At 73.5% G+C, this 13,813-nt stretch carries 7 protein-coding genes and 1 tRNA gene; all 8 read left to right on the top strand.

Features of this window, described 5'->3' with window-relative positions; translation table 11 throughout:
• The first annotated feature begins 50 nt into the window (after positions 1-50).
• Positions 51-1,538, top strand: a complete 1,488-nt coding sequence (gltX, locus tag NS184_RS12625; RefSeq protein WP_058726469.1) for a glutamate--tRNA ligase — start codon at positions 51-53, stop codon at positions 1,536-1,538.
• A 5-nt stretch (positions 1,539-1,543) separates the two neighbouring features.
• Positions 1,544-2,530, top strand: a complete 987-nt coding sequence (locus tag NS184_RS12630) for an NAD(P)/FAD-dependent oxidoreductase (protein ID WP_058726470.1) — start codon at positions 1,544-1,546, stop codon at positions 2,528-2,530.
• 45 nt (positions 2,531-2,575) lie between these two features.
• Positions 2,576-2,650: transfer RNA gene (locus NS184_RS12635), tRNA-Gln, on the top strand.
• Positions 2,651-3,298: 648 nt separating this feature from the next.
• Positions 3,299-6,046 (top strand): alpha/beta fold hydrolase, encoded by a 2,748-nt coding sequence (locus NS184_RS12640; RefSeq protein WP_083513680.1) that lies wholly within the window; start codon positions 3,299-3,301, stop codon positions 6,044-6,046.
• Positions 6,047-6,397: 351 nt separating this feature from the next.
• Complete coding sequence (locus tag NS184_RS12645) at positions 6,398-7,303, top strand: glycosyltransferase family 2 protein (protein WP_083513681.1); 906 nt, start codon at positions 6,398-6,400, stop codon at positions 7,301-7,303.
• Positions 7,300-8,262, top strand: a complete 963-nt coding sequence (locus NS184_RS12650; RefSeq protein WP_058726472.1) for a glycosyltransferase family 2 protein — start codon at positions 7,300-7,302, stop codon at positions 8,260-8,262. Before NS184_RS12645 ends, NS184_RS12650 begins: the two co-directional genes overlap by 4 nt.
• Positions 8,259-11,939 carry a glycosyltransferase gene (locus NS184_RS12655; protein WP_058726473.1) on the top strand — a complete coding sequence of 1,227 codons (3,681 nt, stop codon included), beginning with the start codon at positions 8,259-8,261 and terminating at the stop codon, positions 11,937-11,939. Before NS184_RS12650 ends, NS184_RS12655 begins: the two co-directional genes overlap by 4 nt.
• Positions 11,926-13,813 (top strand): DUF7402 domain-containing protein (locus NS184_RS12660; protein ID WP_193750470.1); only part of this gene is annotated, 1,888 nt, incomplete at its 3' end. The genes NS184_RS12655 and NS184_RS12660, both read left to right, overlap by 14 nt.

Raw genomic sequence — 13,813 nt, forward strand, 5'->3', positions numbered from 1 at the left:
GGGTTTTCTGCGTTCCAGGGCGTGTCTGCCGCCGGTAGGCTGGTGCCGTCATGACTGCACCGTTCACCACTGCCACCGGCTCCGACGTCCGTGTCCGTTTCTGCCCCAGCCCGACCGGGACGCCCCACGTGGGTCTGATCCGGACGGCGCTGTTCAACTGGGCGTACGCGCGCCACACGGGCGGCAAGCTCGTGTTCCGCATCGAGGACACCGATGCCGCGCGGGACAGCGAAGAGTCCTACGAGCAGATCCTCGAGGCGCTGCGTTGGCTGCGGCTCGACTGGGACGAGGGCGTCGACGTCGGCGGTCCGCACGGTCCCTACCGGCAGTCGCAGCGCTCGGACGTCTACGAGGACGTCATCGCGAAGCTCCGGGCCTCGGGACACGTGTACGAGTCGTTCGTCACGCCGGAGGAGATGGAGGCGCGGAACAAGGCGGCTGGACGTGACCCCAAGCAGGGCTACGACAACCACGAGCGCGACCTCACGGACGAGCAGCGTCAGGCGTTCCGTGACGAGGGGCGTCAGCCGGCGCTCCGGCTCCGGGTACCCGACCGTGACCTCTCGTTCGACGACCTCGTGCGCGGGGAGATCACGTTCAAGCAGGGGACGTTCCCGGACTTCGTGGTGGTGCGCCCGAACGGCAAGCCGCTGTACACGTTCACGAACCCGGTGGACGACGCCCTGATGGGCATCACGCACGTGCTCCGCGGTGAGGACCTGCTGTCGTCGACGCCGCGGCAGATCGCCCTGTACGAGGCGCTGTACGAGATCGGTCTGGCGGAGTCCATCCCGGTGTTCGGTCACCTGCCGTACGTGATGGGTGAGGGCAACAAGAAGCTGTCGAAGCGTGACCCGGAGTCGAACCTGTTCCACCACCGGGCGAACGGCATGGTCCCCGAGGGTCTGGTGAACTACCTCGCGCTCCTCGGCTGGTCGATCGGCCCGGACCGCGATGTGTTCTCGGTGGACGAGATGGTCGCGGCGTTCGACGTGACCGACGTGAACCCGAACCCGGCGCGCTTCGACCAGAAGAAGGCCGAAGCGATCAACGGTGACCACATCCGCCTGCTCGCCCCGGAGGACTTCCGGGACCGGCTGCTGCCGTACCTGACGGACTTCGTGGCGTCACCGCCCACGGCAGAGCAGGAGCGCGTGCTCACGGCTGCGGCGCCGCTCGTGCAGGAGCGCATGCAGGTGCTGAGCGAGGCCCCGGCGATGCTGGGGTTCCTGTTCACGGCGGACGACGACCTGGTGGTCGAGGACGACGCTGCTGCGACGCTCAAGGACGACGCCGGGACCGTGTTGGCGACCAGCATCGAGGCGCTCGAGGCGCTCGGGCAGTGGGAGTCCGGGGCGATCGAGGCGGCCCTGCGCGCAGCACTCATCGACGGTCTCGGGTTGAAGCCCCGGCTGGCGTTCGGGCCCCTGCGGGTCGCGGTGTCCGGCCGTCGGATCTCCCCGCCGCTCTTCGAATCGATGGAGATCCTCGGCAAGGACTCCACGCTGGCCCGCCTCCGCGCGCTCGCGGCCCGCTGACGGCCGTGGCCGACCCCGAGGGCACGACGGCCGCAGCCGGTACGAGCGCACCGGACGACGCGGTGCTCACCGTCGACGTCGCCGTCATCGGCGCGGGGCCGGCGGGCCTCAGTACCGCGCTCAACCTGGTGCGCGCGCGGCGGACCGTGCTGCTCGTCGATGCGAACCGTCCGCGGAACGCCGCGACGCTGCGGTCGCACGGTTTCCTGACGCGGGACGGGGTGTCGCCGCTCGAGCTCCGGAAGCTCGGGCGCGCCGAGGTCGAGTCCTACCCGGAGGCGACCGTCGTGCAGGCGGTCGTCGACGAGGTCGCGGCGGACGGCGACCGGTGGCGCGTGCACGGTGGGTGGCGGGGGACCGAAGTGACCGCTTCCGCGCGCGCCGTCGTGGTGGCGACGGGGCTCCGTGAGGAGTTCCCTGCACTGCCGATGCTGCGGGCGTTCTACGGCACGTCCGTGCACAGCTGCGTCGAGTGCGACGGGTACGAGAAGGCGGGCGAGCCACTGGCGTTCGTGTGCGAGACGCCCGACGTGGTCGACCGGGCGCTGTTCCTCGCAGCGTGGACCGACGACCTCATCGTGTACACGAACGGTGCCGCGACGCTCGACGACGCCGGCCGTGCGCGGCTCGCGGCGGCCGGGGTGCGGGTCGACGAGCGGGAGGTCGCGGACCTCGAGGGCGATCGGTCCGGCATGACCGGCGTCCGGCTCGTTGACGGGCACGTCGAGCCACGCTCGGGTGGGTTCGTCCGGCCGGTCTGGCAGGTCGACACCGATTGGCTCCGGGCTGACGTCGATCGGGACGCCGAGGGGCTGCTCGTCGTGGACGGCGTCGGACGAACGGGCGTGCCGGGCATCTACGCCGTGGGCGACGTGACGCCGCCGGGGCCGGAACAGCTCATCGTTGCGGCCGGTCACGGGGCCCGGACGGCCTCCGCGGTGCACCGGGACCTCATCGGTGGTCTCACGGACGTCCGGGATGCTGTACAGTAGTTGATCGTGCCCCGGGCGACCGGGACACGGGGCCGCGAGGCCTCTTGGGGTATGGTGTAATTGGCAACACAGCGGTTTCTGGTACCGTCGTTCTTGGTTCGAGTCCAGGTACCCCAGCCATCATCGTGAACAGGCCCCCGACGGAAGTCGGGGGCCTGTTGCGTTTCCGGGCGACGTTCGGACGACATGCCCGGCGGGCGGCGGTCCGGACGGCCGTCGCGGACGACACGCCCGATCGTCGTGTCACCGGCGGATCTCCTCGCGAGGATCGGGAGCGCCGGCCGCTCGGGGGCCGGCTGCTCGGGCGCCGGCCGCCTGAGCGCCTGACCGCCCGCCGATCGGTGCCTCCCGCCGCTGTCCGCTCGTCGAGGTGCAGCGCGCGGGCACCGCGCGCGTGCGCGTGCGCTGCTGCGGACGCCGCCCCCGCGCGCCGTCACGCCGCCTGCGGGGAACCGCAGACCGTCGCAGCGGTGAACTGCCGGGGGAAGCGGCCTGAACGGCACGATCTGCCGCCGCTCGGGCGGGACAGGCGTCCGGTCCGCAACCGCGGACCGCGAGGGAGCGCGTCCGCGATCTGCGGACCTGTGCGGGCGCACAGCGACCACCCCCGGCCGTGGGGCGGGGCCGCCGGGCCGCGCCGCGCCTCCAGGCGGTTGCGGGGAACCGCACGACGAGAGCCGAGCCGTCCTCGGCGCCTCGTCCTGGCCCTAGCGTCACAGGGTCGCCGCGTGTCCGCAGGCGACGTCCGAGAACGACAGGGGAGTCCTCGTGCCCGCAACCGTGACGACCAGCAGCGCGCCGTGGAGCCACGTGCCCGTGGTCCCGGCCGCCGCCGACCACTCGGTCCTGGACCGGTGGGACCGCGTCGTGGCGGCCCACGGCGACGCTCCGGCGCTGATCCTGCCCGAGGAGGAACGGAGCTACGCCCAGGTCGACCGTGCGGTCCGCGCGCTCGGCGGTGAGCTCCGCCGAGCCCTGCGTCCGGACGACCACGGTGGAGCCGGCGTCGGTGCGGAGCGTGCCGGTGCCCCGCGTCCGGTCGGGGTGATGGCGGGACAGACCGCGGACACGATCGTGGCCGTGCTCGCCCTCGTGGCGGCCGGACGCACCGTGGTGGTGCTCGACGACCACCTCCCGGCGGCCCGGCTCGCGCACGTCGTGCGACTCGCGGACGTCCAGGAGGTCGTCGCATCGCCCGCGTACCGGGAACAGGCCGCCGCAGCGCTCGACGGGGCCGGAGCGGACGCCGGGCGCGTGCACGACCTCTCGACGCTGCAGGACCGCGCTGACGCCGCCGACGCCGACGGGGAGGACGCCGAGGTCGTCGGCGACACGCGTCCCGTGCGGCCGGGCGGCTCCGACCCGCTCGTCATCGTCTTCACCTCCGGCTCGACCGGCCTGCCGAAGGGCGTCGTGGTCACCCACCGCCAGCAGGTGCGCGACGCCGAAGCCGATGCGCGCTCGCTGGGCTTCGGCCCGGGGGACCGGCTCGCCATCGCGGCGCCGCTGTCCTTCACCGCCGGACTCATGTACGCCCTGGCGGCGCTCATGAACGCGTGCGCCGTGGTGGCGCTCGAGCCCCGGGACCGCGGTGTCGAGGGCACGCTCGACGACCTCGCGGCCCACGGCGCGACGACCGTGCTCTGCACACCCCACCTGCTGCGGTCGGTCACAGGTGCCGTCGCCGGCTCCGGCCGCGGAGCGCGACCCGGGCTGACCGGACTCCGGCTGGTCGTCACGGTCGGCGAGCCGATCACCGGCACCGACGTCGCCGCGACCCGGCCGCACCTCGGCCCCCACACGGTCCTCGTGAACGGGTTCGGGGCGAGCGAACTCGCGAGCGTGGCGTTCTGCCCGGTCCTCCCGGACGACCCGGTCCCGGACGGCGTCGTCCCCGCGGGATGGCCCATCGAGAGCAAGACCATCCGCATCGTGCGCGAGGACGGCACGGAGGCGAGCCCGGGCGAGACCGGGGAGCTCGTGGTCGTCTCGGACGGGGTCACCACCGGCTACTGGGGCGCACCGGACCAGACCGCGGCGCACCTCGGTGCCGACGCGGACGGCACCCCGAGCTGGCGACACGGCGACCTCGCGAAGGTGGACGAGGCCGGCCGGCTGGTCCTGCTCGGACGGGCGGACGACGCCGTGAAGGTCCGCGGGTACCTCGTCGAGCCCTCCGAGGTCGAGGCGGCACTCCGCGCCGTCCCAGAGGTGCGGGACGTCGTCGTGACGGCGCTCGTCGCCCCGCCCGCGGCGACCCGGCTCGTCGCCTACGTGGTGCCCCGACCCGGCCACCGCACGCCGGCGCCCGCCGCGCTGCGGAAGGCGCTCCGCGGCAGCCTGCCCGAGTACATGGTCCCCGCGGCGATCGTCCCGCTGACCGAGCTGCCACGGAACGAGCGCGGCAAGGTCGACCGCTCGGCACTGCCGGGTGCACCATCCGTCGAGGCCGAGATGACCGAGGGCGCGTACGACCAGTGGGAGCTCGTCGTCGGGCAGATCTGGTCCGAGGTGCTCGGGCTGCCGGGCGTGCCCCTCGACGAGGACTTCACCGCCCTGGGTGGCGACTCGCTCTCCGCGGAGGAGATGCTCGCCGTGGTGGGGGAGCGGCTCGGGGTCGTCCTGCGGTCCGCGGAGCTGCTCGAGCACCCGACACTGCGGCAGTTCGCGCGGCGGGTCCGTGGCGGCACGAGCGCGCTGCCGAGCCACCCGGACGTGGTCAAGGTCTCCTCGGCGCGCACTGCTGGTCGGCCACCGGTGTTCTGCTTCGCGGGCGGCGGCGCGCTCGCGCTGACCTTCCTGCCGCTGTCCCGCCACCTCGGCGACCACGACGTGTACGCCTTCCAGCAGCACGGCCTGGAACGTCGCGGCGTGCCCGACTGGAGCATCGAACGGAGCGCCCGGCGCTACCTGGCGCTCATGCGTGTCGTGCAGCCGCGCGGGCCGTACCTGCTCGTCGGGCACTCGCTCGGCGGCCTCGTCGCCCTCGAGGTGGCGCGGCTGCTCGAGGAGAACGGCGAGCACGTCGAACACCTCGCGCTGCTCGACACGTACCTGCCGCGGACGAAGAGCGAGCAGGCGCGACTGCTGTTCAGCCGGATGGAGCCGCGTCCGCCGCGGAACCCCGCGCTCGCCGCGCTCCGCGCCGGCGCCGACCGGGTCGCGAAGCGCATCATGCCCGCGGGCGTGCCCTACGGCGCCCTGGCGGCGAAGCGTTTCCGGGCCTACACCGCCGGCGTGCTGCGCTTCGGCGGGCAGGACGACTTCGACGCCTTCTTCGACCAGGCCGAGATCGTCACCCGGCGACACCACCCGACCCCGTTCCGTGGCCGCTCCACCTACGTGCTCGCGGACGCCAACCCGGACGCCGACGGCTGGAGCCGCTACCTCGTCGGCGAGACCGAGACGGTGCGGATGGCGTGCGAGCACACGTCGTTGCTCCGCGAACCGCACGTCGCCGAGCTCGCGGCGGCGCTCCGCGCCGCGTTCGACGCGGTTCCCGTCCCCGCCGGGTGAGCCAGCCGCCCACGGCGGTGACCCTGCGGCCCGCGGCGGCGACCAGACGACGGCCTGGAGGCCCGTGTCGAGCCCGACACGCGCCTCCAGGCCGTCCGTCGTCGCGGCCGGAACCGCCGGCCGGCACCGGTTGCGGGTTTCCGTATCCGCACCCGAGGGTCCGCAAGCGGACCCGCACGGCGTTGACCGGTCACCGCGCCGCCGCGAGGGTGGGAACACAGGGGGAAGACCCGCCCCCTGGGCCAACCGGCGGCGTCGTACCCGCGCCCCTGCCGGACCGCGGACCGTGACCGTCCGCGCCACGTCCGAAGCACCGAACACGGCAACCTGAACCCGACAGGAGCACGTCCAATGCCCGCCAACACCGTCCGACCCGCAGACCCCCGGGTCTCCGTCGTCATCCCGGCACGGAACGAAGCCCGCAACCTCGAGATCATCCTGCCGAAGCTGCCCCCGGTGTACGAGGTCATCCTCGTCGACGGCAACTCGGTCGACGACACCATCGCGACCGCGCAGCGGCTCATGCCGGACATCCGCGTCGTCCACCAGACCCGCAAGGGCAAGGGCAACGCGCTCGCGTGCGGCTTCGAGGCCGTCACCGGCGACGTGGTCGTCATGTTCGACGCCGACTGCTCCGCCGACCCCGACGAGATCCCGCGCTTCGTGCAGGCGCTCGTGGACGGCGCCGACGTCGCCAAGGGCACCCGGTACGCGCTCGGCGGTGGCAGCGACGACATCACGATCATCCGCAACGCCGGCAACCGCGGGCTGAACATCGTCTGCAACGCCATCCTCGGCACCCGCTACAGCGACCTCTGCTACGGCTACAACGCGTTCTGGGCCGACACGCTCCCCGCGATCGGGCTGCTCTCGTCGACGCTCCCGAAGCCGGCCGACGGCTCGATGCTCTGGGGCGACGGGTTCGAGATCGAGACCGTCCTCACCTGCCGCTGGTCCGCCGCGGAGCTCCGCATCGCCGAGGTCGGCAGCCACGAGAAGCTCCGCGTGCACGGCTCGAGCAACCTCAACGCCGTGACCGACGGCATCCGCGTCCTCAAGTCGATCATGCACGAGCGTCGTCGGGCGTCGCAGGCGAAGAGCCGCGCCCGGCTGGCCGCGGCCTCCGCGCTGACGATGCCGGCCCCCGTGTCGCCCATCGACGCGCCCACCGGTGAGATCACCGCACCGGCCGCCCGCGCCCGCACCGCTGAGGCCGCGGTGGTCGACGCCCGCGCCCTCGACGGAGACCTCGCGTGAGCAGCGTCGCCGTCGTCATCTGCGCCTACACGCAGCTGCGGTGGGGCGACCTGCAGGACAGCGTCGAGTCGGCCAAACGCCAGCCCGAGCAGCCCGAGGTCGTCGTCGTGATCGACCACGAGCCTGAACTGTACGCACGCGCTAAGGCCCGCTGGCCGGAGCTCAGCGTCGTCGAGAACACCGAGGACCGCGGCCTCTCCGGCGCTCGGAACACCGGCGTCGCGCTGACGGACGCTGACGTGGTCGCGTTCCTCGACGACGACGCCACGGCGGACGCCGACTGGCTCGGCCACCTGCTCGCGGCGCTCGACGACCCCGAGGTCGTCGGGGTCGGTGGACGGGCGACGCCCTCCTGGCCGGACGCGACCGGGCCCGGGCCGTACTCCGACGAGCTCCTCTGGATCGTCGGCTGCAGCTACGCGGGCCTCCCCGAGACGGCGGGCGACGTCCGCAACGTCATCGGGTCGAGCATGGCCTTCCGTCGGGAGGCGATCCTCGCCGCCGGCGGCTTCCGCTCCGGCATCGGCCGGGTCGGCAACCAGCCCCTCGGGTGCGAGGAGACGGAGCTCTGCATCCGGCTCGCGCAGGCCCGTCCGGGGAGCCGGATCCGCCACGAACCGCGCTCGAACGTGTCCCACCGGGTGTCGGCGGACCGCGTCACCATGCGGTACCTGCGTCGACGCAGCTACTACGAGGGCATCTCGAAAGCGGTCCTGAGCCGCCGCGTCGGGACGGGCGACTCACTGTCGAGCGAGTCCACCTACCTCACCCGGGTGATCCCGGGGGCCGTCGCCCGCGAGCTGCGACGCGTCGGACGGGGTGGTGGCGTCCGTGCCGCCGCGATCGTGCTCTCCGTCGCCTCGACCGTCACCGGGTACGCCGTCGGACGGATCCTCGGCGGCGTCGTCGTCTCCGCTCCCGTCACGCCCGCCGTCCGCCAACCGATCGGGACACCATGACCAGGACGACCCTCACCCGGGTGCTCCGGCCCGTCGTCGAGACCTCGCTCGTGCCGACCTGGGACGGGGCCGTCTGGATCGGCGAACTCGACCGGGCCGAGCTGCACGGCGCCGGACACCGCGACGCGATCGGGCTTGCCGGAGCCGAGGGCTACGCTCGCGCCCGGCTCCTCGTCCGGGATCGCGGCGAGCCCGTCGGGTTCGTCGAGGCCGAGGTGACCGACCGTCGCCGGACCGGCCCCTCGATCGAACTCCGCACCCTCGAACGTGCCGTCCGGCACATGCCCACCCCGGAACGACGACCGGTCGCTGATCAGGCGTTGCCGACCGTCACCGTGGTGCTCTGCACGGACGGGGACGCGGGGGACACCATGCGCTCCGTCCTCGCCCAGCGTGGTGTCGCGCTCGACGTCGTCGTGGTCTCCGCGGGCGCCGACGGCGACGGCCGCACCGAGATCGGCGGTCGGACCGTCACCACCGTGCCCGCACCGACCGGTGGGCTCGCCGCGGCGCGGAACGCGGGACTCCTCGCCGCCACCGGCGACGTCGTGGCCTTCCTCGGTTCCGGAGCGGTCGTGGACGCCGACTGGGCGTCGGCCATCGCGACCCCGTTCGTGCTCGACGACGACGTGGCCTGCGTCACCGGTCTCGTTCCGACGGCCGAGATCCGCACGCCCGCGCAGCGCTGGCACGACGAGCACACGCCGGCCGCGCGCACGATCCGCCGTCGGGTGTTCCGCCTCGGCGACGAGCCCGGCGACACGCCGCTGCACCCCTTCGCCGCAGCCGCGTACGGCACCGGCGCGAACCTCGCCGTCCGTCGACGGGCCGCGCTCGCGATCGGCGGGTTCGACACCGCGTTCGGACCCGGCACCCGCGTGGGCGGCGGCGACGACCTCGACCTCTTCACCCGACTGCTGTTCGCGGGTTCCGCGATCGCCGTCGAACCCGCCGCGATCGCCTGGGTGCGACCCGCGGACGACGCCTCGTCGCTCCGCCGGACCGCCGCCGCGCACGGCCACGGACTCGGAGCCTGGATGACCAAGAACGCCCTCGACCGCGACACCGTCGCAGCGACCGTCGACACCCTCCCCGAGGCCGTCGCCGCGTTCGCGCGGCTGGGGCACGAGCAGGGCGACGCGGTCACCGAGCTCGGCGGTGGGACCGGCCGTCGTGCGGCGGTCGCCACGGCTGCGGCGGGTGTCACAGCCGGCGCTGGTGCCGCTGGTGCTCGTGCTGGCGTCGACGTCGCGGCCGGGGGTGCCAGGGCCACCGGGGCACCCGGTGCCGCCGACGGCGCTGCGGCCGCGGATGCGGTCCCGGCACGCGCCGGGGTCGAGGAGGCCTGGAACCACACCTCCCGCCGCCTGCGCCGCGTCGAGCGTCGCTCGGTGTTCGTGGCGCCGTTCCTCGCGCTCGCCGAGCGCCTCGGCGGAGCCGGCACCATCGACCGGACGCGGCACGGCCGGCACGAACTCGCGACGATCGCCTCGACACCCGTGCACCCCGGCGTGATGGGTCCGGCGGCACGACTGACCGCCGCCGGACTGGTCGTCGTGACCCTGCTCGCCGCCGCGGTCGGGGCGGCGTCCGGCCTGCCGGTGCTGCGCGGCTCCGCGATCGGTGTCTTCCTCTTCGCCGTGGTCGGTGTCGCGCCGATGCTGCTCCTGCGCCCGATGCCCCTGGCACGCTTCGCGCTGTTCGCGGTCACGACGTCGATCGTCGGCACCATCGCGATCGGCTACACGATGGCCACGGCAGGACTCTGGGCACCGGTGGTGCCCTTCGGCGCGGTGGTCCTCCTCACCGCGGTCGCGGTCGCGGTCTCCGTGCCGCGTGACCTCCGCGACCTGCACCGGCAGCGCCTCGAGCGCGCCGCCGCCGCGGCTGGCGGGGCTCGGCGTCGCTGGACCTGGACGACGACCGCGACGGTCACGACCGCGTCGGTCGTGGGCCTGCTCGTCGTGGTGGTCACCGCGGTCACCCACATCGGTGACCCGGTGCCGGACGGACTCTTCGGGTCGCTCGGGATCGGACTGCCGATCGGCCTCGCGATCGTCGTCGCCGCAGCCGTGGTCGCCCTCGTGCGCGGCCGGGGCGTCGCGCTGCCCGTCGTCGTGCTCGGCGGTGTCGTCCAGCTCGCCCAGGCGATCACGTACGGCATGCCCACGGTCATGGCGGCCGCACGGCACGTCGGTGTGCTCGAGTACATCCGGCAGTTCGGCCGCACCGACCCCGCCGCCGACATCTTCCAGACCTGGTCGGGACTGTTCGCCGGCGGTGCGTGGGTCGCCGACGTCGGCGGCATCGTGAACGCGATGACGATCGCCGCGTGGGTGCCCGTGCTGCTCGCGTTCTCCACGACGATCGGCGTGGGCGTGCTCGCCGCGCACTGGCTCCCCGGTGCACGGCGGCCGTGGATCGCGGCGTTCCTGACCGCCATGACGGGGTCGCTCAACACGACCTACTTCTCGCCGCAGTCGACCGGCATCCTGCTGTCGGTCGCGATCCTCGTGCTCGCGACCGATGCGCTCCGGCGGGTCACCGTGACGGGGGAGGACGGTGAGCCCACGACGATCACGCGCCCGCAGCCGGTGGGGCTCTCGCGTCTCCTCGGGATCGGCGCGATCAGCATCGTGCTCGCCGTGACGCACCAGATCTCGCCGTACCTCACCGTCGCCGCCGTCGTCGTGCTCATCGTCTTCCGCATGCTGCGCCCGTGGTGGGTCTCGCTCGTGGTGCTCGTCCCGGCCGTGGTGTTCGCGCTGCTCAACGGCAGCATCCTCGACAAGTTCCTGTCGCTCGCCGCCGTGGGACAGGTGCTCACCAACGTGCAGCCGCCGTCGCACGACATGACCGTGCTGCCGAAGCCGCTCGTGACCAGGCTCGCGTTCGACGTGCCCGCTGCCGCCCTCGTGGTGCTCGGCCTGGCTGCGATCGTCACCGTGCTGCTCCGCCGCGACCGCGTGCACTGGGGGCTGCTGCTCGCCGCTGCCAGCCCGATCTCGCTGCTCGTCGCGACCAACTACGGGCAGGAGGGCATCTTCCGCGTGGTCCTGTTCGCGACCCCGTGGATCGCCGTCCTGGCTGCCGGCCTCCCCGTACCCGGCGGGCGGCTCGCTCCGCTCGGTCGGCTCGTCACCCGGGCCGGACGACCGGTCGCGGTGCGGTTCGTCGCCGCCACCGCGCTCGTCGCGGTCATGGTCGCCGTCGGGGCGTTCGGGCAGACCGCCCTGGACTGGAACCGCGTCCCGACGCGGAGCCAGTCGGAGGCGACGCAGTACTACGACGCGACCGCCCCGAAGGGCTCGATCATGCTGCTCACCGGTTCGGCGAACGCCGTCCCGAGCAACACCGGCGCGCGGTACTTCGACGTCGGGGCGCTCTCCCGCGAGGCCTTCGGTGCCTACCCCGCGAGCGAGGGCTACGACGCGACCGCGGACGTGTCGAACATCACGCGGAAGCTCGTCAGCACCTGGTCGGCGACGAAGTACTACGCCCTCGTGGCCGCTCCGTTCGGCGCGTACGACGAGCGGTACGGGTACCAGAGCGACGCGGACTACCGGAAGCTCGCCGCCGCCATGGCCGACTCGCCGTACTGGACGCCCGTCTGGTCGAAGGGCACGACCGTGGTCTACGAGCTCACGACCGAGGGCATGCGCCATGCCGCGGAGTGAGGCACCCCACCGGCGGTCGCCGCGGACGGCCCGGCTCGTCACGGCGACCGTCACCGCGCTGGCGCTCGTGCTCACGGGGACGGGCGTCCTCGGCGCCCGGGCCGCGGCCGGTGCCGCGACGACCGACCCGGTGTCCACCGCTGACTGTCGGGCCGGACGGGTGCTCGACGTGGTCGCCCATCCGGACGACGACCTGCTCTTCCAGGGCACGGACCTCCGCTCCAGCATCGAGTCGGGCGCCTGCGTCCGGACGGTCGTCGTGACGGCTGCCGACGCCGGGTACCCCGCGTGGTACTGGCGCGAGCGGCAGACCGGCCTGGTCGCGGCGTACGCGGCGATCGCGGGCGTCGACCCCGCCACGACGGCGTCCACGCTGACCGTCGCGGGCAGGTCGCTCCGGCTCGAGACCCTCACGGCGGACCCGCGGATCAGCCTCGTGTTCATGGACCTGCCGGACGGCAACCTCGGCGGCAACGGCTTCTGGGCGACCGGGTACACGAGCCTGCAGCAGCTCTACCAGGGCTACGTCTCGAGCCTCGCGACCGTCGCGGACGCCCCGGACCCGGCGACCTACACGCTCGCGGAGCTCCGGTCGACGATCTCCGGGCTCTTCGACGGGTACGCGCCGACGACGGTCCGCACACTCGACCACGCGGGCGCGTACGGCGACGGCGACCACAGCGACCACCACACCGTCGCCTACCTCGCGAACGAGGCGCAGCAGCGGTACACCGGCTCGCACACGTTCACCGGCTACCTCGGCTACACGATCGAAGGCCGTCCGACGAACCTCACGTCGCAGCAGGTCGCCGCGAAGTCGTCGGCGTTCTTCACCTACGCCGCGCACGACAGCGAGACCTGTGCCACCTGGGCGGCCTGCGCACCGCCGCGGCCCGAGTCGTCGTGGCTGCAGCGGCAGTACACCGTCGGTCAGGCGGACCCGGCGCAGCCGACGAACCCGTCGACACCGGGCAGCGACCGCACCGACGTCACCGGCTCGGCCACCGTCACCGCGAGCGCGGAGAACGCCGCCGACGGCCAGACCGCCGCGAAGGCCGTGGACGGCGTCGTGTCCGGGTACCCGGCGAACCCGTCGGCCGAGTGGGTCGCCCCGAACGGCCGCGCCGGCACGTGGCTCCAGCTGTCGTGGGCGTCGGCGACGACCCTCACCGGCATCGACCTGGCCGACCGGCCGAACGGCGACGACCAGGTCACCGGCGGCACACTCACGTTCTCCGACGGGTCGAGCGTGGCGGTCCCCGCGCTGCCGAACGCCGGCGCGGTGCAGCAGGTCACGTTCGCGGCGCGGACCGTGACGTGGGCTCGCTTCACCGTGACGTCGGTGAGCAGCAGCACCCAGAACGTCGGGCTCGCCGAGATCCGTGCGTTCGCGGCCGCGTCGACGACGACCCCGCCCCCGACCCCGACGACGTCGGACGTCACCGCCTCGGCGACGGTCACCGCGAGCGCGGAGAACCCCGCTGACGGGCAGACCGCGGCGAAGGCGGTCGACGGTGTCGTCTCCGGCTACCCGGCGAACCCCGCCGCGGAGTGGGTGGCGCCGAACGGACGCGCCGGGACGTGGATCCAGCTGTCCTGGACCTCGGCGCGGAAGTTGGTCGAGGTGGACCTCGCCGACCGGCCGAACACGACCGACCAGGTGACCGGCGGGACACTCACCTTCTCGGACGGGTCGAGCGTGACGGTGCCGGCGCTGCCCAACGGCGGCGCGGTGCAGCAGGTCGTGTTCCCGGCCCGCTCCGTGACCTGGGTGCGGTTCACCGTGACCTCCGTCAGCAGCGGGACGCAGAACGCCGGGCTCGCGGAGATCCGGGCGATCGCGGCGACGGACTCGCCGACGCCGACGCCGACCC

Origin of the sequence: Curtobacterium luteum (assembly GCF_001475545.1) — a bacterium.
GTDB classification, from domain to species: Bacteria; Actinomycetota; Actinomycetes; order Actinomycetales; family Microbacteriaceae; genus Curtobacterium; species Curtobacterium luteum_A.

Coding starts and splice junctions, on each gene's coding strand:
- gltX (WP_058726469.1), top strand. CDS start 51: ATGACTGCACCGTTCACCACTGCCACCGGCTCCGACGTCCGTGTCCGT.
- NS184_RS12655 (WP_058726473.1), top strand. CDS start 8,259: ATGACCAGGACGACCCTCACCCGGGTGCTCCGGCCCGTCGTCGAGACC.
- NS184_RS12645 (WP_083513681.1), top strand. CDS start 6,398: ATGCCCGCCAACACCGTCCGACCCGCAGACCCCCGGGTCTCCGTCGTC.